Source organism: Paenibacillus terrigena DSM 21567 (assembly GCF_000374845.1).
In the GTDB taxonomy this organism is placed as follows: Bacteria; Bacillota; Bacilli; order Paenibacillales; family Paenibacillaceae; genus Paenibacillus_K; species Paenibacillus_K terrigena.
This window is the reverse complement of sequence record NZ_KB895418.1, coordinates 275,797-298,280: the sequence shown is the minus strand read 5'-3', so window position 1 is coordinate 298,280 and position 22,484 is coordinate 275,797. Positions and strand designations below refer to the sequence as shown.

The following is a 22,484-nucleotide window of genomic DNA, read 5'->3' as shown; positions in this document are numbered from 1 at the left end:
CTTTTCTGAAAAAAGACTCTTGACCTGAAAAGCTTTTCATATTTTATCATTAGTTGTAACATCAAGTGCAGTCATCAAATGCGGTCAGCGTTACCTTCATTGGGCGTCATGGCCGCACCCTTTCTTTTATCATCATAGAGGAGGAACGTTACCATGGGAAGACCTATCGTATTCTTCGATATTGACGGTACATTACTGAATGAAAATAAAGAAATTCTAGCATCAACTCGCATCGCCATTCATGAGCTTCAGCAACAAGGCATATATACAGCCATTGCAACCGGAAGAACTCCAATCTTGTTCGAAGAAATTCGGCAGTCGCTGGGAATCGATTCTTATGTTGCATTGAACGGGCAGTATGTCGTCTTCGAAGGACAAGTTATTTACGACAATCCCATTCCGCAAGAAGAGCTTATCAATCTTCAGATCGAAATGCAGCGCAATAATCACCCGTATGCCCATGTGAGTCATGACGATTTCAAATCAAGTGTTGCGAACCATCCTTACATTCGAGATTCTTTTGGTGATACAAAAATCGTCTATCCGGAGGTTGATCCGACCTTCCATCTGCGTGCTCCGATCTACCAAGCAATTGTATTCTGTGAAGAAGATGAGCGCAGCCATTACATCGACCGTTTCCCCCATTTCACATTTTTGCCTTGGCATACGTATGCATTAGATATTCTTCCCAAAGGCTGCTCCAAAGCCATTGGGATTACCAAAATGTTAGAATACGGAGACTTTGAACTTGCAGACAGCTATGCCTTCGGTGACAATAACAACGATCTTGAGATGCTCTCACTTGTTGGAACAGGTGTCGCCATGGGCAATGCACTCCCGGAGACCAAGGCAGTGGCAGACATGATCACAACTTCATGCAATGAAGACGGCATCTATCACGGGCTGGTGAAGCTCGGTCTAATCGCACCTGTCCTACAAAAACAAGAAGAAACGTCTTTGTCGTCCCAATAGGGCGATAAGCGTTTCTCCTGTAATTTTAAAACAATATTTGATTCAGTGCTTGCGTGTGCACTATAGGATTGGGGAAATTAATCGTGTCACTGATTCTCCAATCTTATGCAACCGCGGCCTCGATTCGTAAATCTCGCGTGTTAGACGGATGGAATCCTTCATATCCTCTTCAAAAATGGCATGCAGCTTGGAAGGCGCCTCTCCTCCATATAGAAACGCGTTCACCTCAAAGTTCAGCTTAAAGCTGCGGATATCCATATTCGCTGTACCCACGGTAGCAACTTTGCCATCAGCGACCATGGTCTTGGCATGTAAGAACCCTTTCTGGTACAGGTAACACTTTGCCCCGATTTTAAGCAGCTCTCCTAAGTATGAGTACGTTGCCAGATGGACGATTTTATGATCTGGAACAGCCGGTATCATAATCCGAACATCCACCCCAGACAAAATGGCCATCCGAAGTGCATTCTGCATCGTTTCATCCGGCACAAAATACGGTGATTGCAGATACAACGTTTCTTTCGCGGAATTAATGAGTTTGATACATGCATTCTTGATCTGTTCTTGGGTACTATTGGGTCCGCTGGATACGATCTGCATCGCATTAAGACCCGAACGTCCCACAGGGACGAAATACTGCTCCATCTCTGTTAGACGCTGTGTCGAGGCCAGATCCCAGTCCATAATAAATTGTGCTTGCATCTGAAACACACTGCTTCCATTCACCTTCAAATGGGTATCTCTCCAGTAGCCGTAACGGGAATCTAGACCGAGATATTCATCCCCCACGTTAAATCCGCCAACAAATCCGATCGTCCCATCGATAATGGCCAGCTTCCTATGATTCCGATAGTTCAATCGAAAATTCACGTAAGGTATCCGCGACGGGAAAAAGACAGCGACTTGTCCGCCCGCTTCGATAAGCGGTTTGAAGAAATCTCGCGACAAGCCTGCACTCCCAATATCATCATACAAAAATCGAACATGAACATGCTCGCGTGCTTTCAGCGTTAGTGCGTCCAACAGTCGGCGTCCGAGATGATCGTCCCGAACGATATAATACATCACATGCACATGATGCTCCGCCTGCAGAATCGATTCGATGAGCGCATCAAACTTCTCATGACCATCCGTATAAATCGTGATATCGTTATCTTGCGTAAGGATCGATTTAGCCGCCGACAAATTCATGTAGATCATATCCTGGTACTCCGTAATGGATGTATCGTGGAATTTAACCTTACCCTCTCTGAAAAGCTGTTGTTGTGCTCGAACCATATGATTCATATTTTCATGCTGTTCTTTGGGAATCTTATAGATTTTACGTTTGCTAATGTTCTGACCGAACATAAGATATAGTATAAATCCAACCCCTGGGAGAAATAACAGGACCATTAGCCAAGCCCATGTATTTCCGACATTACGTCTCTCAATGAAAATGACCGCGATCGCCAGGACCATGTTCAATATTGAGAGCATTGAAAAACCAGAGCTCCATATATTCAAATTGTCTGGCCTGCCCTTCTAATCCATTTGATTTTAATGAGTTCTATTCTTTGTCCTGATTCGTGAACTTCGAGGTGATCTTCTCAAATGTCTCGACGAGCGCGACCAATTCAGTTTTCGTAAGGTCTTGCACTAAAGGTTCAAGCGCTTGATCACGTAGCTCTCCTGTTGATTTCAGAATTTCACGTCCTTTGTCCGTGAGCTGCACGAGTACAATACGACGATCATTCGGATCGGATTGACGTGCGACATAGCCGCTTTTCTCCAGTCGATCGATCATGACTGTAATCGAGCTTGGCTTCACTTCCAGACATTCAGCGAGCTGTGATAGTTTGCACAATCCTAATTTGTACAAACGAAACAGCATCATGATTTGAGGCGGTGTAATCCCAGCGGGTAGCTTCTCCATCACTTCACTATTCAATTTCTTGTGTACGAGATCCATTGCTTTCTGAAATCTTTCTAGATATGACTCCATAGTTCCTCCCCAAAAACCCTTATCAAAATTATTTTTGATCTTCAACAATTAGATAATCTAAAATTATCATGTTCATGTTGAAGTGTCAATGAAGATGAGCACCATCGCAAATTATCGGATATATCACTTAGAGTCAGTGTCGTCTTTTTCCATACGCAGTATACTCAAGAGTGGGTTGAATCCCCCGTTATATTCCAAAATACGTAGACATGGCAAAAAAGAGCTGTCCGCCGCATACTCACCGCGAATCAACTCTTCTACTTAGAAATATTCACTATTCACTATACCATTAGTCCTTGGTCAGCTCTGTATAAGCATCTGCCGTTAACAAATGTTGAACCGCATCTGCCGTCGTTCCGTCAACCTCCACCTCAACAAGCCATCCACCTGCATAAGGCTCATTGTTCACGAGTTCTGGCTCTGTCTCCAATTGCGCGTTGACGCGAGTTACTTTTCCCGTAATAGGGCTGTACAATTCCGAGACCGTCTTTACCGATTCGATCGATCCCATGCTGTCTCCTGCTGTCACTTCATAGCCGACTTCAGGAAATTCAATGAATACAATATCCCCAAGCTGATGCTGCGCATGATCGGAAATGCCAATTCGGATCGTATTCTCCGAGATCACTTCAGCCCATTCGTGCTCTTCACTGTACCGCAAGTTTGGTTTTACTTCACTCATCTGAACGCCTCTTTTCTCGAAATGTCACTGTATCGGATTGCATATCGTTTGCTTGTATTAGCTCCGGAGGTCTAATTCCCTATTAGCGTAGAACAACGAGAACAAAGCTGTCAATATCCGGTATTAAATTATTTTCATTACCAAAAAAATTGATTGACAATGTGGTGAACGGTCGAGTATTAATGGAGTAATGGAAAAATAATAGCGGATGATGGTAACGGGAGAGATTACCGAACCTAGGTAACGCCGAAGGAGTAAGCCTGCATAGGTGAATCTCTCAGGCAAAAGGACCTTTACCGGACGCACCTCTGGAGAGTATTCGAGGCTTCTAGCTGATCGAGTCACCCAAGGGGAAACTTATGGGAGAACCAGCCCATAAGGTAACTCTCAGGTACAAAGGACAGAGCGAAGGAAATGGGATGCGTAGCGGCATCTATCGTTTCTTTTGCCTGTCCTTTTTTGTTGTTATCGCGTGCGCTCTACACAATCCAATCAGATGAGGTGAATGCATGACTCAGCTTCGCAGAACGACACTCTACCCGCTCTACGCTAACCATTCCGGTGTAAGATGTATTGACTTTGGCGGATGGGAATTGCCTGTTCAATTTCTTGGCATCCAGAAAGAACACGAAGCCGTACGACAACAAGCCGGGTTGTTCGATGTCTCCCACATGGGCGAATTTATCGTCACTGGCGAAGGTGCCGAAGCTTTTCTCCAGCATATGACGACGAACGATGTCACCAAGCTACAGGATGGTCAAGCACAGTATACTTGCATGTGTTACCCAACGGGTGGTGTCGTCGATGATCTATTGGTGTATCGCCTATCGATGTCGAATTATATGCTTGTCGTCAACGCCTCCAATATCGATAAAGACTGGGATTGGCTCAAAATACATCAACCTAGCAGCGTGCAGATAGAGAATGTATCCGATCAGACCGCGCTCCTCGCCATCCAAGGTCCTCTGGCGGAAGCGATCTTACAGCAAGCAACCGAGACACCACTCGCGGGACTCGCTGGATTTGAGTTCATGAAAGAAGCGTCTGTCTGCGGGGTAAGAACACTCATCTCGCGTACAGGATATACCGGGGAAGACGGATTCGAATTGTATGTTCGTGATTCAGACGCCCCTGCTGTGTGGAATGGACTGTTAGAACTAGGTGAAGGGCTGGGACTCGTGCCAGCTGGACTCGGCGCTCGCGATACATTGCGCTTTGAAGCCAAGCTGCCGCTCTACGGTCAAGAATTATCGGCCCAAATCACACCGCTCGAAGCTGGTCTAGGGATGTTCGTTAAGCTTGATAAAGGGGATTTTATTGGACAGGAAGCACTCGCTTACCAGAAGCAATCAGGATTGTCTCGTAAATTAGTGGGGCTTGAACTGGTCGATCGCGGCATCCCAAGATCCCATTATCCCGTCTTTGCGAACGGAAACCGGATAGGCGAAGTGACGACGGGGACACAATCTCCTACCCTCAAACGAAATCTGGGTCTTGCATTGATCGATATGAAATACACGGCGATAGATACCGAAGTCGAAGTAGAAATTCGCGGCAAACTGCTCCGCGCCAAAATTGTACCCGCTCCATTCTATCGAAACAAGACACGTTCGACAGGAGGCACGAAAACAATATGAAACATCGCTATCTGCCTATGACACCACAAGACCAAGCCGATATGTTACAAGTCATCGGAATGGATTCCATGGAACAATTATTCCAAGACATCCCGACAGAAATACGCTATCAAGGCACGCTTCCCATCTCTGAAGCACTGGATGAAATATCTTTACTGCGCCATATGAAGCAATTGTCCGATCAGAATGCTGATTTTGACCGGTATACAAGCTTCCTCGGGGCAGGTATCTATGATCATCATGTCCCAGTCGTCATCAACCATGTCATTTCCCGCTCTGAATTCTATACCGCCTACACACCATATCAGCCCGAGATCAGTCAGGGCGAACTGCAAGCGATTTTCGAATTTCAATCTTATATTTGTGAGTTAACAGGCATGGCTGTCGCGAATGCAAGTATGTATGACGGAGCAACAGCCCTCGCAGAAGCTGGCTCTCTCGCAGCTAGCGCGACGAGAAGAAAACAGCTCATCGTATCCCGGGCCGTTCATCCCGAAGCACGTCAAATTCTGCAGACTTCCGCTCGCGGGTTGAATCTGGATATCATAGAAATCGATGTTCAGAACGGCGTTACGGATCTTGAGCACCTGGAATCAATGATCTCACCTGACACTGCGGCAGTCCTTATCCAGTCCCCTAACTTCTTCGGTTGTATTGAAGATATTCGCACGATTGGCGACATGATTCATGCACACAAAGGACTACTCGTCGTTAGTAGCAACCCGCTCTCGCTCGGGGTGCTTGAAAGTCCTGGCAAGTTGGGTGCTGACGTCGTCATCGGAGATGCGCAGCCATTTGGAATTGCAGCATCGCTTGGCGGTCCTACCTGCGGGTATTTCGCAGTAACAGAAGCCTTGATGCGTAAAATGCCGGGTCGTATCGTTGGACAGACCCTTGACCGCGATGGGAAGCGTGGCTTTGTCTTGACCTTACAAGCCAGAGAACAACATATCCGCAGGGAAAAAGCGACCTCCAATATTTGCTCGAACCAAGCTCTATTAGCATTATGTGCATCCGTCTATCTGTCTACCATGGGCAAGCAAGGAATTCAAGATGTAGCGCGATTGAATATCCAGAAAGCGCACTATGCGGCAAATGCAATCCGCCATTCAGAACGGCTTGCTATCGCCAACACATCGCCGTTCTTCAATGAATTCGTCATCAAGCTGCCAGAAGAAGCGAAAGTCACTCAAATCAATGAACAATTACTTGCTGCTGGTTACCTCAGCGGGTATGATCTTGGTCTTGCCTATCCAGAATTGCAAGGGCATCTGTTAGTTGCTGTAACCGAACGGAGAACCAAAGATGAGATCGATCAATTCGTAACGCGTTTGGAGGCATGTCTATGAGCCAGAACCAAGCTTTAATCTTCGAGTTAAGTCAACCAGGACGCGTCGCTTACGCACTGCCTGAATGCGATGTCCCTGAAGTGAACCTATCAGAAATGATTCCGTCATCCTTCCTACGCACAGAACCTGCGGCGCTGCCAGAGGTCTATGAAGTCGATGTCATCCGGCATTATACCGCCCTTTCGCGTCGGAACTTCGGGATCGATAATGGCTTCTATCCACTAGGATCCTGTACGATGAAATATAATCCGAAGATCAATGAAGATGTGGCAAGGTTTGCAGGCTTCGCTAAGATCCATCCTTACCAGCCGGAAGCGAGCATCCAAGGCGCACTAGGCCTCATGTACACCCTTCAGCAAGATATCGCGGCGTTAACGGGGATGGATCAAGTCACGCTTCAGCCTGCTGCGGGAGCGCATGGGGAATGGACAGGACTCATGATGATTCGAGCCTACCATGAGAGCCGAGGCGAAGTACGTACGAAGGTGATCGTGCCGGACACGTCTCATGGTACGAATCCAGCTAGCGCAACCGTCGCCGGCTTCGAGACCATCACGATTCCTTCGAATGATCGCGGACATGTTGACCTTGAAGCCCTCCGTTCTGTTGTAGGTCAAGATACGGCAGCCTTGATGCTCACCAATCCGAACACACTTGGACTCTTCGAGGAGCAGATCGTAGAGATTGCTCGTATCGTGCATGAAGCAGGCGGTCTTCTCTATTATGATGGTGCCAACTCGAATGCGATCATGGGCATTACGCGACCAGGAGATATGGGCTTCGACGTCGTCCATTTGAATCTCCACAAGACAATGAGCACGCCACATGGCGGCGGCGGACCGGGTGCGGGACCTGTTGGGGTCAAAGCAATCCTCACCCCATTCCTCCCCAAACCGATCGTCGCAAAACGAGAGGATGGCAGCTATTACTTGGATGACAACATCCCGCAGTCTATCGGTCGAGTCAAAGCTTACTATGGCAACTTCGGCATCCTTGTTCGCGCCTACACGTATATCCGTACCTATGGCCCAGAAGGATTACGCCAAGTCTCGGAATATGCCGTATTGAACGCGAACTATATGATGCACCGGCTTGCTCCTTACTACGAGATTTCATATCCAGGCGTGTGCAAACATGAATTTGTCATGTCCGGCAAGAGCTTCAAACAATATGGCATCCGAACACTAGATATTGCCAAGCGACTACTCGATTTCGGTTATCATCCACCTACGATTTATTTCCCATTGAATGTTGAGGAATGCATCATGATTGAGCCTACAGAGACGGAGAGCAAAGAGACACTGGATGCCTTCATTGATACGATGATTCTAATTGCGGAAGAGGCAGCCACTAATCCAGAATTGTTGCTGAATGCGCCATACGATACTGTCGTTCGGCGTCTTGATGAGACGCAGGCCGCTCGGAAACCTGTACTCAATTGCAGCTGCGGCTAATCCTGGCATGACAATAATAAACGAGGCACAATTCGTCTGATGTCCGACGGATCGCGCCTCGTTTTGTCATTTATGCGGTACCCTACCTATTCCTGAATCCGACCATAAGCGCGTAGAATCCGTAAATGATTCAACGTAATGATCCCCTTCCATTCTTCTCGAGCCGCAGGCCATTCGTCTTCAAAGCGACCCCACGCCCAGTTCGGTCCCCAGGATCCATCGGATAATTGCGATTCAATGAGTCGATCAAGCTCCCCGGGAATGACTTCAGCATAACGATCAAAGTATCTCGTATCAGGTGACTCAGCGACTTGCAAAGGATAAGCGCCATACCCTTGCCCTTCCTCTGGTTGATGGATCACACAGTTGTCGATGAATTGGTCGATTCGGTGAGTCATTCGCTGAACCTGATCTTCCGGCAGCTGCTCCGCTAGGCGAAGATAGCAGAACATTTCATGCATCTCATTACATGCGGAATGATGCAAGATGTAGTCCATTGCTTCATCCACCACATCCTGAACGAAGTCGCTAGGCACTAGATGTCGGTATTTGTACAGATAACCGGCTAACTCCGCATTCGGGTTCCCCCATGTTTCATCAAAGGCGCCGTAGTTCCACCATATCGCACGAGGAGATTCATCCGCTTCTCGTGGGGTAATATCCCATCCCTTCCGATCTTGCCGATAGGTATGGATTAAATATTGTATTGCATTTCGAGCGATTTCTTCATATTCCCCTTCTCCGTTCAGCTTGTCCAAGATTTGAAAAGCAATCGATGTACTAATCGCCGATGACACAGGGGTACGAATATCCGGTTCAAGACTTTGGAATCCACCGTCCTGATTCTGATAACGGGATAACTGTTCCAAGACAGAAGCTGCGCTTCCACCTTCAAACTCATATTCGAACAGCGCTTTCTCCAGTGCGCGTGCCCCTTTTTTCATGAATGATTGTGCATGAGCAAAGCGAGATTGTGTTAACATTTCCATCCTAGCCCCTCCTCTGAACGAGAACTTTTGTTCTCGTGAAGACTATACCATATTTTGTATCAACATTTCATGCGATTTAAGTCATTTTAATGATGATATTCATTAAAATAGCTGCGCTGAATGTTCTAGAATGACATCCAGCACAGCTATCGAGTTTATCTTTCTACTCCATCTTGCTCACGAGATAATTATATTTGAAACGCAATAACTCGATCGCGTTCATGAGATCCTCTTCCGATTGGATATACACGGATATCCAATTGGATTCCGGATAGATATGATGAGGCTTTGCGCGCCCTTCTGCAATGAACTGATCTCGCGATGGTCGGGACATTAGGATATCCACTAGGAAATCACCGTGGAAATGTCCAATTTCCTTCCCTTGATACAGAAATTCGATTCCACCGAAACGGTGGGGCTGCTTCGTCACGTCTGACCATGTCAGTAATTGTTCGCTAATGATTTGTTTCACGGATAAAGTCATATCTCATCTCTCCCCTAAACATCGAATTAGGATTGTTTGACGGTGCGCTCCAGAGCGGTCCTTGGTTGCTTCACCCGGAATCGGATCCGGAAGAACAATAAGATTCCTACGTGAAGTGCAGCAAGAACAAGATACACATTACTATACAACTGACTATTCAGATCTAGATGAAGCGGATTCCAATTCAACGTATAACCCGTTGCCAACACCATACTGTAGAGACTGGCCGCGACGCCTTGGGCAATAAAACCGATCATCGAGAATAAGCCCATCCCTACGCCAACTTGGTCTTTGGGCAAGGTCGTAGAAATGAAATTAGACATAGCCACCTGCATGAAGGATTGACCAACATTGCCGAAAATGAGGAACAGCGATATCCAAAACGGCGATATGCCTACGAAGATGGACATGAAGATGAAGCACAAGATTAAACTGCTGGAAGCAATCGTGAACAGATGCGTATTTCCCTTCTTATCCGCGAGCTTGCCCCCCTGTCTTCCCAGAATGGAGGAAGCGATCGCAGCAGGAACCATCGCGAACCCGATCCAAGCGGAATCCAAGTGGTAGACGTCCGCGAACAAAATCGGAGTTAAGAAGTATAACGATATCCCGATACAATGGATAAGAAATACTAACACAAGAGCAGTCGTATATTTCGTGTTGCGGAACAATTGGGGTTGAATGAACGCTTCATGAGCCGTACGGATGCGTAAGACGAAGAGGATCAAGGCCACTGCGCCTATCATCAACAACCAGAACGTCTTGTTCGTGATGCCGAGCAGCAGGGTTGAGACGGATACCGCGAGTAGCACGCCGCCAGGCCAATCAAATGTAGTCGATTTACTTTTCGGCTCGAACTCTAAATGTTTGCGATAGATCGGAAGCAATACCAAGATGAGCAGTGAGGGAAGGAACAACCATCTCCAGTTCGCAACACTGACGAGAACTGCTGCAATCACAGGGGCGAGAGCACCACCCAGCGCGATCCCAACGGCTGTCATAGCTATAGCAGAACCCCGCTTCTCCGGCGCAAAGTATCGAATCGGTATCATCAAAGCCATCGCAGGAATAGCCGCAGCGCCTGCAGATTGCAAGCAACGTCCTAGAAGTGCGACCCAGAAGACTTGAGAGACAAGACCAATCAGCGACCCAATCGCAAATAAAGTTAATCCAAACGTCATGAGCGTCTTCAGTTGAAACCGATCAGACAGTTTCCCATACGTTACCGTGCCAAAAGCATATATGAGCGTATAGGCGGTTGTGAGCCAGCTTACTTCTGCGATTGATAATTGGAACTCCTGACTGATCTGCGGAAGTACGACATTGAACATGATGGCACTCATGGAGGAAATCATAACGGTGAACATTAACAAACGCATTAAGATGGAACCTTTCTCCTGACGCGAATCGAATGTCATAGGAATCACTCCTTGGATAATATAAAATGAATGCAAGTACACACTTGCATACTACTCGGAAAAAAAACTAGGGCGTTAAAGCCCTAGCGAATAGCCGCGTACTCTCCTCGATAAACTCTTCCAGCACATGAGTACTAAGCCAGCTGTTAAATGCACCATAATGCATCCACATGAATGATAATGCCTGTAATTCCGGATTCGTGATCATTACCTTCCCTTCATTAGACATCTCCATTAGATAGTCCGTCAGAAGTTTCTTGAGCTGCTGCGGATGTCGGTCCGCCTCTTCACTAACCCCCTCTGGAAGGCTGCTGCCGCCCTTCTGTGCAATTAAGATGAGTTTACGATTCTGGTTCATGATCTGATGATATGTTCTACCAATCAATAGAAGATCTGTATGCAAATCACCGACCAGACGATCGTGGAACAGCTTCGTCATTTCCTCCGCGTAATGATTGCGCTTCAGCGCAGCTTCCAGCAAATTCCCTTTCGTGCCGAAGTGGCGAAATACGGTCACTTCATTCACGCCTGCAACCTGAGCTATTTCCTTGGTTGATGTCCCGTCATACCCTTTCTCAGCCATTAGATCAATCGCTGCCTGGAGTATTTTATCACTTGTGCTACGATTATTCGTCATTTGATCTGCCCACCTTGAATGCAAGTACTTACTTACATTTTTATCTTATGCCATTCTTTCACAATTGTCAATAACAGGAAGAGCCCCTCTTATCATCCAAGAAGTTTTTATCGAAACGTTTGCTTTTTACCAATCCTTATGATATATTACTTACTCCTTTCATACGGAACCAATAAATCTTAGGAGGTAACTGAAAATGGAAGACACTTTTCAAAGTGCCTATCAAGACGAACTCCGTCAGCTCGAAATTGCCCAAGCGCAAATCGATGGGCAGCTGGCCAAACTACGTAATACACCGGTCTATACCGGAAGTGATTTTACGGAACAAGTGTTAGAGGACACGAGAGAGCAAAGACGTCAGCGGCTAAGTCGCGCAGAGAACGAACCGTATTTCGGACGTCTGGATTTCCAGACAGGAAATTCATCAGCCCCCTCTCCTCTCTACATTGGCAAAGTCGGTGTCAATCACGGCGAAGATCAGGAGATCGAACAGGAGAATCCGCTCGTAGTCGATTGGCGCGCGCCGATCGCCAGCCTCTTCTACTCCTTCACGGGCGGTCTTGGACCCGCATCGTATGAAGCGCCCGACGGAACCATCGAAGGCCTTGTCTATCTCAAACGAAATCTTGTCATTCGCAAAAGAATACTTCAGCGCGTTGTTGATACCTATGTCCGCGATAGCGATAATGATCAACCTGCTGTATCCGATGAATTCCTGCTCTATCGGCTGGGTGAGAACAAAGATAACCGCTTGCGTGATATCGTCTCCACCATTCAAGCCGAACAGGATCAGATCATCCGGGCAGCGAAAAATACCGCATTAATGATCCAAGGGGTAGCCGGTAGTGGAAAAACAACCGTCGCCCTGCACCGTCTTGCCTTCCTACTCTATCAATACCAAGAACAAATACGAGCAGAACGTATGATTATATTCGCACCGAACCAAATGTTCTTGAATTATATCTCAGATGTATTACCAGAACTAGGCGTCGGGAACATCCAGCAGAACACATACGCGGATTGGGCCATGAACTTGCTTGATTTAGATGCAAAGCTGCTCCCGCCATCCGATATGTGGTCGATCTGGTTCGAGTCGCTTGATAACCGGCCAGTGCTCAATGATGATGTATCTGGTCGTTACAAAGGATCGATCCGATTCCGGGATTGGATCGATCAATCCCTTGAACAACTCGGGACAATTAGCGTGCCTGAGACCGATTTTGAAGCCTGGGACGGCAAACTCCTCCCGCTTCAGACCATTCATCAATGGTTCTTTGAAGAATATAAGCATTATGCATTAGCCAAACGTAAAGAACGCGTGCTCGCGAGAATCAATCGCTGGATTGAGATGGAGCTCAAGCCGATTACGAATAAGGTGAGGCTGAAGGATTTCAAGCAAAAGTCCAGCCAACGCCTCAAGGCGTATACGAAAAAATGGCCGGAATTTAACGCCTTTGCGATTTACAAAAGTTTGTTCCAGCAGGGTAAACGAGGCGACATCTTTCCTTCTGACCGGTTCGAATCCATTCCAGCGGGTGTCGTGAAGCAGACAAATGCGACGCTCAAAAATGGCGAAATTCGCCATGAGGATCTTGCAGGATTGCTCTATATCCATGTGAAATTGCACGATATTGAGAGTAGCTCGCGATTTGACCACATCGTCATTGATGAAGCGCAGGATTTCTCACCGTTCCAAGTGGCTGTACTCGATCTATTCGTGCGGAATCATTCGTTTACCATCCTTGGAGATCTATCACAGGGCATTCACGCCTACCAAGGCATTCATGAATGGCGTGAGATGCAATCCTTATTCGAAGCCCCTGATACGGCATATTTCGCATTAACGCGCAGCTATCGATCGACGATGGAGATTATTGATTTTGCGAATGGCGTATTGAAGCATGGTGTGCAGACCGACCTGCTCGCGGAACCTGTCTTCCGCAGCGGTCATCAAGTACAAGTAAAATCCGTCGCACCTGAAGAGGAAGTCTCCTTCATTCAGAAGGCTATCGAGCAATTCCATCAATCGGAATATAATACGACGGCACTGCTCACACGCACGTTAGAAGAAGCTAAAGTACTCTACACAAAGCTCGAAACAAGCGGCGTGAACGTCAACCTGATCGATGGCAGTAAGAGTGAGTATCTGGGAGGTATTTCTGTCCTTCCCGTCTATCTATCCAAAGGGTTAGAATTCGACGCTGTACTACTCATGGATGTCGATTCGCATCACTACCGGGAAGGCGCCATGGATGCGAAGCTTCTCTACGTCGGTTGTACCCGTGCATTGCATGAGTTATGGGTCCTTTACCACGGCGAATTGACACCGTTTATTACGAACTAACATCCTTCATCATGGGAAAAGGCTGCACTATTGTCATAATCGACAATGGTGCAGCCTTTTTTTGCCGTATAGCCAATGTGTCTATTACTTAATAATCTGAGACGCAACTGCCGAAAGGTCAGAGATGTCAATTTTGCCGTCATGGTCCAAGTCATATTGCTTCACTTGCTGCCAGTCTAGGCTTGCTGTTGTCTTGCCATAATGTGCTGCGATTATCGCGAGGTCACCGATACTAACTTTTCCATCATGGTTCACGTCCGGTGAACTTGGTCCTGAAATTGGTGTGACTTGCACGTTAATAGTCGAAAGACTTGCTTCAAGCTCTTGACCATTTTCATCCGCTAACACGGTTTTGTTGACGGCTACTTTTGCCGATGCAGCTTGATCAACTGGTTTGGCCTTAAATGTCATCTCGAGCACGTCGGTATCTCCCGAGATTCCTTTGTCAGCTCCCATACTTGCAAGAATGAACCTTACTGTTCCTGGGGTTTTGGATGCATTTGGTATGAGATGAAGGTTAGATTGCAAAGACTTTGCATCCACGTATTCAAGCAAGCTCGCATCATACTGAATCGTCACATCTTCAGCATAGACGCTCTTGGTAACGCGATTAATAGCTAGCTTCACCGTGAACGGTTGCCCTTCCTCTACAGCATCCTTGCTTGCTGCTAGGGCTGTTATGTGATTCGCTTCAGGTACATTTTTCGATTTGTCGAGCTCGGTTTTGGCTTCTTTCAACTGCTGAATTGCAGCTTGAACCTCTGCCTGCGTAACGGTTCTAGTCTTAATTACAAGCTCAGCTGCGTTAATCTTCGTTGTGTACATATTCATCGCGCTTGCAGGATACTGTCCCGGATTCGTCCCGACGACAGACGTATCACTTGCCAATTGTCTGGCAGACTGAATGTCGTTATACAACGTATTCATTTCCTCGATAGACATTCGCTGCGCCAGTTCATTATAGAGCATTTGTACTTGCTCCGGATAAATCGCATAGCTGTATAATCTCGCGACGCTCACATCGCCATCTAATACATAGTTCCCGCGATTATTTGCTTCAGGATCAGCACCAATCGCAAATTGGATATCTGATTGAGCAATCGTGCCCGTCGCTGCCATCGAACCAACTTGAGTGCCATTTAGGAAGAGGAGGATTTGAGCACCGTCATAGGTCGCGACAAGATTATGAATTTTGTTCGGCTCCAATTGAACGCCTAGACGCTTATAGCTGCCGCCGATGTGTGCCCATAACTCCATTTTCCCAGTCGTTGTTGATTCAAATATCATACCGGAGCTCTGCGTATTTCCGAATACATCTTGGTTGCGCGTGGAGTTCAACTTGAATAAGGATTCTAGCGTAAATTGATTCTTCACATTCTTGATCGAGCTGCTGACCGGAATACTGAAATATTCATCGGTTGTACCGTTCATACGGGCAACATACTTCTTAAATTCAGAGCTATAGACAATCTTAGCGCTGCTGCCCGTTGTTGTCGCGTTGTTCTGTGCTGGTGAACGATCCTTCCCTGTGCCATCGATAAAGTCAATATCGATGACATCCGCAACCGGCTTCTCAATTACAGGTTTGTTCCCTGTTGTCGCCTCCACTTGAAGTGGTGCGTCGCTACGGTTGTTGAAGGAATCAATCGCTGTGACCTCAATCCGATATTTAGTCTCCGGCTGAAGTCCGCTAATATCGAACGATAGCTGCGTCGGCGCCGGATCGTCATATTGCTGGGCGAACGCGAGGAACGATTGCACCGTCCCTCCAGTTGCCACGTTAATCGCTTTCACCTCATAGGAACGAACGAACAAGTTATCTGTCGCTTGATTGAAGGTTACACGCATTTGCTTCGGACCGATGCTGGATGGATCAATCGTGGCTTTAGCCGATGCAGGAAATGAAGGCTTGATTTTGTCCCGGTCATCCGTATACGTGAATTGATTTTTCACGGCTGGATACTTGACGACCCAATCGTCCCCTGTCCAAGCATTGGTATGGAAATCTCTCCGTTTGATGTGTACTTCGTTATCAAGCACTTCAACGACAAGCCCTTGTGTGATCTCATCACTCGGATGAATACCCTGAATTTTGCCTGGCTCTAATTCTGGATAACGTACTGCAGCCGTACCGACTGCTGTGAAATCGCGTTGGTTGATAGAGCCTGGATCATCTAGAACGTAATGGGAATGTCCTGAGAATGTGATGACTTGCGGATATTTCGCAATCGTATTGTACAGCTTCGTTGCATTCTGTTTATGTCCCCATAAATCACTGCCGTAGACCGTATTCGTAATCGGTTGATGCAAGAACACGAAGATGGGTTTGTTAGGATCTGCCTCCTCTGCGAGTTTCGTATCAAGCCAATTTAGCTGAGCATCAGAGAGCGTACCATCCCGCGTACCATCCTCGCTCCCCAGAATAATGAAATGATAACCGTTGATCCACTGGTCATAATAGATGCCGCTCATACCCGTCTTGTCTTTAAAGCGCTGCTGCATCGCACCTGCTGATCCATTGATATAATCATGATTCCCAATGGTGAAGAGTGACACTGCATTCGGGACTTTCAAGTTGTTGTAATTGCTCATTAACGTGTCATATTGAGCAACCGTCCCACTGTCCGTAATATCGCCAACTGCTGCTAACGCGTCATAGTTCGGCGCAATGGCCTTCAGCTGGTTCAATACCATCTGCCATTTCGGAACATCCTTCGGTGTATGACCGATATGAATGTCACTTAGCACCGGAAAAACAAGATTCTTACCGTCTGGACGTTTCGTAGTGGTGTGGGACGCTGCTTCCGCAGCATCCCCTTGACCCACACCCACCCAAATGGTAAATAATTGAAGAACCATCGCAGCTATAAGTAACTTCGACATCACTTGTGAAATCCCGAAGCGACTCGGTTTGATGTCCATTGCCTAACTTCCTCCCCAATTCAAATTTGGCTTACTTCAGAATCAGACTCGCTACTTCTGCCAGATCAAGAATATCGATGACACCGTCTTTCTTCAGATCCATATGTTTAATCTTCTCCCAATCTGGGCTTGCTGTCGTCTTACCGTAGTTCAGCGCCATCAATGCAAGGTCACCGATCGACACTTTGCCGTCATGGTTAAAGTCGCCTGGGATGCCTTGCGGTACCGTTACAATTTGAATTTGGAAAGATGATGGTGTCGCACTAACCTCTGCTCCTGTTGCATCACCCAGCACTACATTAACCAAGCTGATGTTCGCCGTTCGATCTTGCTCCGTACTCTTTGCTCGGAACGTTATCTCCAAGACTTGTGCATCGCCTTTAATCGCTTTGCCTGGGCCTTCGCTTGCAATAATGTAATGCAATTTACCATTAATATCTGATTTTTGTAGAAGATTCAAACCATCTTTCACAGGATTTACGGCTACCACTTCAAGTGCACTTGTATCGTAAGTCAATGCAAGCTCTTGTGCATAGACGTCGGTTGTTACACCGTTTAAGCCAACGCGAACTTTAAAGTCCTTACCAGCTTGAACTGTGCTATCCCCTGTAAGGGATGTCGCAGGGCTTGTCGGAGCCGCAGGATTCACATGTACATCTGCTGTTGCTGTTTTGCCGCCAAAGCTTGCTGTGATAGCTGTATCGCCTACGGCAATCCCTTTCAGACTACCGCTAGTCAGCGTAGCAATGGTTGGCTGAGCAACTGTCCATTGGACTTGCGCGGTAACCTCTTTGCTCGATCCATCTGCATATTTCGCCGTCACTTGAACGGAAGTCGACTCATTAACTTTGACCGTATATCTCGATGCGTTCAATGCGATCGATTGAAGCTCCGCTTGGGAATCAGAAGAACGATAGACATTGAGCTCTGCTACGGAAGCGAAGTCACCGACACCTTCCGTCGCTTCGAGCTTCACAAACTTGGCTTTGACAGGGGCGAAGTTGATCTCTTTTAACAGATTGTTCCTCAGCCATTTGCCGCTTCCAACCTTCGTATAGTTCACACCATCTTCACTGACATATAAATTATAGGCCAAAATTGTACCGTTGCTCGCCTCTGGTCGCGGTAAGTAGTCGACTTTACTGATCGTATACGTACCCCCAAGCTCAATCATCAAAGATTGCGGCAGTGGATCCACGTTATACCATTTCGTGTGCCAATGCGTCTCAGAATCACCGTCGATCGCATACTTCGGATCATTCTCGCCTGCTTCGAAGCTTGTTGCCGTTGCTGTCATTTGAGACTGTGGTATTTTCACCAAATTCTCTTGTCCTTTCACGGTCACTTCGCTCGTTGCTTTGAAATTACCGTCCGTCGTTGTTACGGTAATAGTCGCCGTACCTTGACCTTTCGCTGTCACGACACCTTGCGCATCGACCATGGCAATGGAAGGATCACTGCTGCTCCATGTTACGGTCTTAATCGATGCATCTACTGGGGCAACCGTCGCTATGAGTGTTGCTGAAGCTCCTAGCACATCCATGCTAAGCGTCGGTTTATCCAAAGTAACGCCAGTTACCTTGGTAATGCCGCCAAGCGAATAGCCGAATAGCTTAAATTCCGAAATACTCGCTTTCGCTGCCGCATCTGGCAAGCCAGTAATCGTAATACGCGCGTACCTTCCGCGGCTGGCGAAGTTGTCTTTTACCACCGCACCCGCTTCCGTATTTGCTGTACGATTCGCAACTTGAATCCAATTCGATGTATTGTCTTCACGAACTTCAATTTTGTAATGATAAGCCTTCGTGCTGGATTCGAACGAGGTCTCAGAGCCTTGGATCGAATACATTTTACCGAAATCCACTGTTAACGTATGACCTGTCAGATTATCTGCTGCAGACCATCTCGTCTCCAGCTTGCCATCATTCGCATGGCTCGCAGGAAAAGCAGGATCACTGCTATCTGCCGAGATCGCTTTGCCTTCGGAAATGTTCGAGATCACAATTTCCGCTTTCGGCGCGTCATAGACATCGATTTCTGAAGCGGATGCGAAGCCTCCTACCGCCTGAACTGCCTCTAGCTTCGCGTACCGAGCTAGCGTTGGAGCGAACTTGATATATTTCTTCGCGCTATTCCGTACCCAATCCCCGCTGCTCACATTGGTGTAATTCGTTCCGTCTGTACTTAGGTACAAGTTGTATTTCGTGAATGTCCCGTTACCTGCATCCGTTCGTGGTGCGTATCGTACTTGGCTGATTTCATGGATCGATCCTAGGTCAATGACAATGGACTGAGGGAGTTTATCCGAACCATCCCATTTCGTATGCCAGACGGTACTTGAGTTACCATCAATCGCTTTGGAAGCCTCACTACCCGATTGGAAGCTTGCAGCGGTTGCTTTCATCTCCGATTTCTTAATCGGCGTAGGCGCCGGCTTGGTCGGATCACGATAGACGTTCGCTTCCGCGATTGTCGCGAATCCGTTCACACCCTTCAAGGCTTCAATCTTAACGTACTGTGCTTCCACGGTATCGAATGCAACGGTCTTCTCTTCCTTATCCTCATTCCATTGCCCGCTCGTCACCAGCGAATAATTCGTGCCATCCAAGCTGCTGTACAGCTTATATTCCGTAATGATGCCGTTTGTACCACCATATTGACGTGGAAGAACTTTGACCCGGTTAATAAAATGATTCGACCCTAGGTTCAACGTAATGGATTGTGGCAATGCAGCTGATCCCGTGAGATTTGTGCTCCAGATGGATTCACGGCTTGCATCCAGTACATTGGACGCAGGTGTCGAGCTGTCCGCATTCGAAGCCGTTGCTATGATATCTTCTTGCGGAATCCGGCTCGGATCTGTATCTTCCTGAGGGATCTCAATGACAACCGCGTCTTTCAGCGGCGTTGTATCCGCGACGAAACCTGTCGTGCGCAGTTCGAATCCTAGATTTGTCGGTAATTCTTCCGTCTTGACATACAGGATGCCGCCTTTGTCTGCTGCATCGAAGAACCAGCCGCTAGCAGCAGCATCCCATGCGGATTTGCTCGCCAATTCATTTAATGGTTTACCGCTTAACGATACGTTGCCCGGCTTATTATGCATATGAATGGTAAATTGATTTTTACGAGCTTCCAGCTTGCCCTTGTAATCACCAACTGTCGCGCCGACTTGAATGACAAGTTCGCCTGTTCCTATCTCTGGCGCAATCGATTTGATGAGAGTCTCTGCATATTTGCCCTGACGATGCTCTCTCGTCACGCCATCATCTTCATACATCTTAAAGCTGGATGTTTTGTACGGATAGATGTCATACGTAATCGGATTTGGCGGCACTTGACCGTCATAGAGCGATTCTGGATACATCGGAATAATCGCGCCCGCTTTGACTAACAACGGCAATTTGTTCAGTGGCGCTGCGTATTCATCGAGCATTTTGGAGCCGTAATGTTCTGCCCCGCTCCAATAATCAATCCATTTTCCTTTCGGCAAATAAATGCCATTACGCAACGTTGTATCGGTATATACAGGCGCAACCAAGAAGTTCTCACCCGACATGAATTGATACTGGGTTAATGTATTCTTCGTATTCGGATCATTCGGAAACTCGTACACCATACCGCGCATCAGCGGAGCTCCCGATACGTACGATTCGTGTAAATACGTATAGAAGTACGGCGTGAGACGTTGACGTAATTTCAAGTAGTCTCGGTTATAGCTCGTGTAGGGTTCGCCCCATACCCAAGGCTGTTTGTCCTTCTCAGCCCAGCCTGACATATTCATCAGGATCGGCGTGAATACTTTCCATTGCAAATCACGCACATGTGTCTTCGCGCTACCACCGAAGATGCCATCAATATCCCCTGTCGAGTAAGCCATACCGGATAAGCCTGCACCAATCATCGAAGGGATGTGGAATCGGATGAACTCCCAATCGCCAGCCTGGTCGCCTGACCAGACGGTGGAATACCGCTGTGTACCAGCCCAACCGGCAATGGACCATACATAACCGCGATCATTCGAATTGTTCTCGGTGCCTTGGTAAGCTTGCTTCGAGCCATTTAACGCAAAATCATGGCCTGAACCTACCCATGCGACGTCCAATTTGTTCAGACGCGTGCCATGAACACCGACTTCGGTAGCAATCTGATCGACACCCTGTTGTGTCCAGAGCCCTGTATAGAAGCCTAGCTCATGCAGCTTCTGTACCGTCTCCGTCAAATTGACGTAACCGCAGCCATAGCCATCATTCGGGAGAATCCACGCGCCTGGCATGTCGTTATCGCGATAAGCCTTAGCAACTTTAAGCACATCAAGGGTCGTATCCGGTGCCTTGTTATAACAATCGGCATCGCCGAGTCCCATCCCCCATCTCGGAATCAGCGACGGCTTCCCGGTTAGATCCGTATAACCATTCAGAATATCCCGCATAGTCTCCCCGTAGAAGTAATACGCATCGAACCGATTCTCATTATGTGTCAAACTTAGCGGGCTTCCAAAATCGTAGGAGCCTTCACGGAACGTATTCCGCAGCATACCGTATCCATTGGTGCTTAAGTAGAATGGAGATGGATTGGATACTGTCCCATCGCCCCATCCGCCGAAGTTATTACCAATCTTGATTGTCTTATCCCGGTGCGAGAAGTAGCCATTCTGCATCCCGCCACCATAGAAATATTCATCTGCTCCTCTAGAAAGCTTCTGCGTGGTGGAAGTTCCTGTATAGTTCAGGCTTGCTTGCTCTTCCCATACCAAGGTCGCATTGTCTGCCTTATACATCGCGAATTTCAGCGGACTCTTGTATGCGCGCAGGACAAACTTACCGCTTTTCATCTTGTAGTAGGCGCCTTCATCGGACCAAGTCACATTCGTCGGACCAAAGTCATTCTTAATTACAATCGGTTCTAGCGGCGTACCGCCGTTCTTGCCTGGCGCATCGGTAAAGCTTCCATTCACGCCTAGCCAAATCCGAACCATATCATCGCGATAGAAGATCGCTCTTACTTTGTCATTCCCGCTCGTAATCGTAAAGGTCATGTCATCGGTTTTCTCGAACTTCGTTATGTCGCCGATAGCGGCTGCATGCGACGTCTCTTGGCTCATCAGGAACATGGTAAAGGCGATCATCACCGTAAACGTGGTTAATAGTAGAAATTTAAGATTTCTCAAGATACATTTTGCCTCCTTTAGCAGATCAATCAGGTTCCATGCCAGAATCTTCTTCGGTATGCGATGAGATCATTGGGTGCAATCCATAACTATAGGCTGAATGAAGGGAAATGCTCGAGAGTATGCGTACATCAATCAAAAATGTGATTGTAAGCGGTTGCGGGGATCATTAGAAGGAATAGACATCGATTTTTAGTTTCACTGTTATCGTCATTCGGCTATTGTGTTAATCAGGCTGGGCAACAACACAGGCGCACCTTGCGCGACTTCATTCCCTCCTTTCGATTACTCAGGCATCTGTCACAATTCGAAGATACAATTTGTATCTCTTATCACTATGATAGTGGACGAAACCGTTTTTTCCTAGACAAAATTTTGACTTTTTAAATTGTTTATTTGATTTATTCTTGCAGAATAGATACATCATGTATCAAAAAGTTAG

General features: G+C 47.1%; 14 protein-coding genes and 2 riboswitches. Of the genes, 5 read left to right on the top strand and 9 right to left on the bottom strand.

Annotation, left to right across the window (positions count from 1 at the left end):
- Window positions 1-153 precede the first annotated feature (153 nt).
- Window positions 154-972: a Cof-type HAD-IIB family hydrolase gene (locus tag C558_RS0119580; protein WP_018757992.1), complete on the top strand. Its 819-nt coding sequence runs from the start codon at window positions 154-156 to the stop codon at window positions 970-972.
- Between the two features lie 60 nt (window positions 973-1,032).
- Here the strand turns inward: C558_RS0119580 and cls are convergent, their stop codons facing one another.
- From cls to gcvH, 3 genes are all read right to left on the bottom strand, one after another.
- On the bottom strand, window positions 1,033-2,451 hold the full coding sequence (gene cls, locus C558_RS0119575; protein ID WP_018757991.1) for a cardiolipin synthase: 1,419 nt from the start codon (window positions 2,449-2,451) through the stop codon (window positions 1,033-1,035).
- A gap of 70 nt (window positions 2,452-2,521) precedes the next feature.
- Window positions 2,522-2,956: a MarR family winged helix-turn-helix transcriptional regulator gene (locus C558_RS0119570; RefSeq protein WP_018757990.1), complete on the bottom strand. Its 435-nt coding sequence runs from the start codon at window positions 2,954-2,956 to the stop codon at window positions 2,522-2,524.
- Window positions 2,957-3,245: 289 nt separating this feature from the next.
- Window positions 3,246-3,638 (bottom strand): glycine cleavage system protein GcvH, encoded by a 393-nt coding sequence (gene gcvH, locus C558_RS0119565; RefSeq protein WP_018757989.1) that lies wholly within the window; start codon window positions 3,636-3,638, stop codon window positions 3,246-3,248.
- Between the two features lie 208 nt (window positions 3,639-3,846).
- Window positions 3,847-3,941, top strand: a riboswitch (glycine riboswitch).
- Between the two features lie 3 nt (window positions 3,942-3,944).
- A riboswitch (glycine riboswitch) is annotated at window positions 3,945-4,044 on the top strand.
- A 103-nt stretch (window positions 4,045-4,147) separates the two neighbouring features.
- Between gcvH and gcvT the strand changes: the two genes are divergently transcribed.
- From gcvT to gcvPB, 3 genes are read left to right on the top strand one after another with little or no spacing between them, the layout of a single operon-like run.
- Window positions 4,148-5,275, top strand: coding sequence for a glycine cleavage system aminomethyltransferase GcvT (gene gcvT / locus C558_RS0119560; protein ID WP_018757988.1), 1,128 nt, complete (start codon window positions 4,148-4,150; stop codon window positions 5,273-5,275).
- Complete coding sequence (gene gcvPA, locus C558_RS0119555; protein WP_018757987.1) at window positions 5,272-6,624, top strand: aminomethyl-transferring glycine dehydrogenase subunit GcvPA; 1,353 nt, start codon at window positions 5,272-5,274, stop codon at window positions 6,622-6,624. The genes gcvT and gcvPA overlap by 4 nt, the downstream gene beginning before the upstream one ends.
- Window positions 6,621-8,078: an aminomethyl-transferring glycine dehydrogenase subunit GcvPB gene (gene gcvPB, locus C558_RS0119550; protein WP_018757986.1), complete on the top strand. Its 1,458-nt coding sequence runs from the start codon at window positions 6,621-6,623 to the stop codon at window positions 8,076-8,078. Before gcvPA ends, gcvPB begins: the two co-directional genes overlap by 4 nt.
- Window positions 8,079-8,164: 86 nt before the next feature.
- Here the strand turns inward: gcvPB and C558_RS0119545 are convergent, their stop codons facing one another.
- The 4 genes from C558_RS0119545 to C558_RS0119530 all read right to left on the bottom strand — a co-directional run bounded on the left by C558_RS0119545 (window position 8,165) and on the right by C558_RS0119530 (window position 11,606).
- Window positions 8,165-9,067, bottom strand: a complete 903-nt coding sequence (locus C558_RS0119545; protein WP_018757985.1) for a hypothetical protein — start codon at window positions 9,065-9,067, stop codon at window positions 8,165-8,167.
- 163 nt (window positions 9,068-9,230) lie between these two features.
- Window positions 9,231-9,551, bottom strand: coding sequence for a luciferase domain-containing protein (locus tag C558_RS0119540; RefSeq protein WP_018757984.1), 321 nt, complete (start codon window positions 9,549-9,551; stop codon window positions 9,231-9,233).
- 26 nt (window positions 9,552-9,577) lie between these two features.
- The gene (locus tag C558_RS0119535; RefSeq protein ID WP_018757983.1) at window positions 9,578-10,969 is read right to left on the bottom strand and encodes an MFS transporter; all 1,392 of its coding nucleotides are present in this window, start codon (window positions 10,967-10,969) and stop codon (window positions 9,578-9,580) included.
- A 67-nt stretch (window positions 10,970-11,036) separates the two neighbouring features.
- Window positions 11,037-11,606, bottom strand: a complete 570-nt coding sequence (locus C558_RS0119530; protein ID WP_018757982.1) for a TetR/AcrR family transcriptional regulator — start codon at window positions 11,604-11,606, stop codon at window positions 11,037-11,039.
- A gap of 196 nt (window positions 11,607-11,802) precedes the next feature.
- Here C558_RS0119530 and C558_RS0119525 point away from each other — a divergent pair, with 196 nt between their 5' ends.
- Window positions 11,803-13,950: a HelD family protein gene (locus C558_RS0119525; protein WP_018757981.1), complete on the top strand. Its 2,148-nt coding sequence runs from the start codon at window positions 11,803-11,805 to the stop codon at window positions 13,948-13,950.
- An 84-nt stretch (window positions 13,951-14,034) separates the two neighbouring features.
- Here C558_RS0119525 and C558_RS31440 read toward each other — a convergent pair whose 3' ends face one another.
- Both C558_RS31440 and C558_RS32680 read right to left on the bottom strand, forming a co-directional pair.
- Window positions 14,035-16,872, bottom strand: coding sequence for a cohesin domain-containing protein (locus C558_RS31440; protein WP_018757980.1), 2,838 nt, complete (start codon window positions 16,870-16,872; stop codon window positions 14,035-14,037).
- A gap of 31 nt (window positions 16,873-16,903) precedes the next feature.
- The gene (locus C558_RS32680) at window positions 16,904-22,042 is read right to left on the bottom strand and encodes a discoidin domain-containing protein (protein ID WP_018757979.1); all 5,139 of its coding nucleotides are present in this window, start codon (window positions 22,040-22,042) and stop codon (window positions 16,904-16,906) included.
- Between the last annotated feature and the right edge of the window lie 442 nt (window positions 22,043-22,484).

What these genes read in the sequence shown, in the direction of transcription:
- C558_RS0119580 (WP_018757992.1), top strand. Translation starts at nt 154, where the DNA reads ATGGGAAGACCTATCGTATTCTTCGATATTGACGGTACATTACTGAAT.
- C558_RS31440 (WP_018757980.1), bottom strand. Translation starts at nt 16,872, where the DNA reads ATGGACATCAAACCGAGTCGCTTCGGGATTTCACAAGTGATGTCGAAG.
- C558_RS0119540 (WP_018757984.1), bottom strand. Translation starts at nt 9,551, where the DNA reads ATGACTTTATCCGTGAAACAAATCATTAGCGAACAATTACTGACATGG.
- gcvH (WP_018757989.1), bottom strand. Translation starts at nt 3,638, where the DNA reads ATGAGTGAAGTAAAACCAAACTTGCGGTACAGTGAAGAGCACGAATGG.
- gcvPA (WP_018757987.1), top strand. Translation starts at nt 5,272, where the DNA reads ATGAAACATCGCTATCTGCCTATGACACCACAAGACCAAGCCGATATG.
- C558_RS0119570 (WP_018757990.1), bottom strand. Translation starts at nt 2,956, where the DNA reads ATGGAGTCATATCTAGAAAGATTTCAGAAAGCAATGGATCTCGTACAC.
- C558_RS0119545 (WP_018757985.1), bottom strand. Translation starts at nt 9,067, where the DNA reads ATGGAAATGTTAACACAATCTCGCTTTGCTCATGCACAATCATTCATG.
- cls (WP_018757991.1), bottom strand. Translation starts at nt 2,451, where the DNA reads ATGCTCTCAATATTGAACATGGTCCTGGCGATCGCGGTCATTTTCATT.
- gcvPB (WP_018757986.1), top strand. Translation starts at nt 6,621, where the DNA reads ATGAGCCAGAACCAAGCTTTAATCTTCGAGTTAAGTCAACCAGGACGC.
- C558_RS0119525 (WP_018757981.1), top strand. Translation starts at nt 11,803, where the DNA reads ATGGAAGACACTTTTCAAAGTGCCTATCAAGACGAACTCCGTCAGCTC.
- gcvT (WP_018757988.1), top strand. Translation starts at nt 4,148, where the DNA reads ATGACTCAGCTTCGCAGAACGACACTCTACCCGCTCTACGCTAACCAT.
- C558_RS0119535 (WP_018757983.1), bottom strand. Translation starts at nt 10,969, where the DNA reads ATGACATTCGATTCGCGTCAGGAGAAAGGTTCCATCTTAATGCGTTTG.
- C558_RS0119530 (WP_018757982.1), bottom strand. Translation starts at nt 11,606, where the DNA reads ATGACGAATAATCGTAGCACAAGTGATAAAATACTCCAGGCAGCGATT.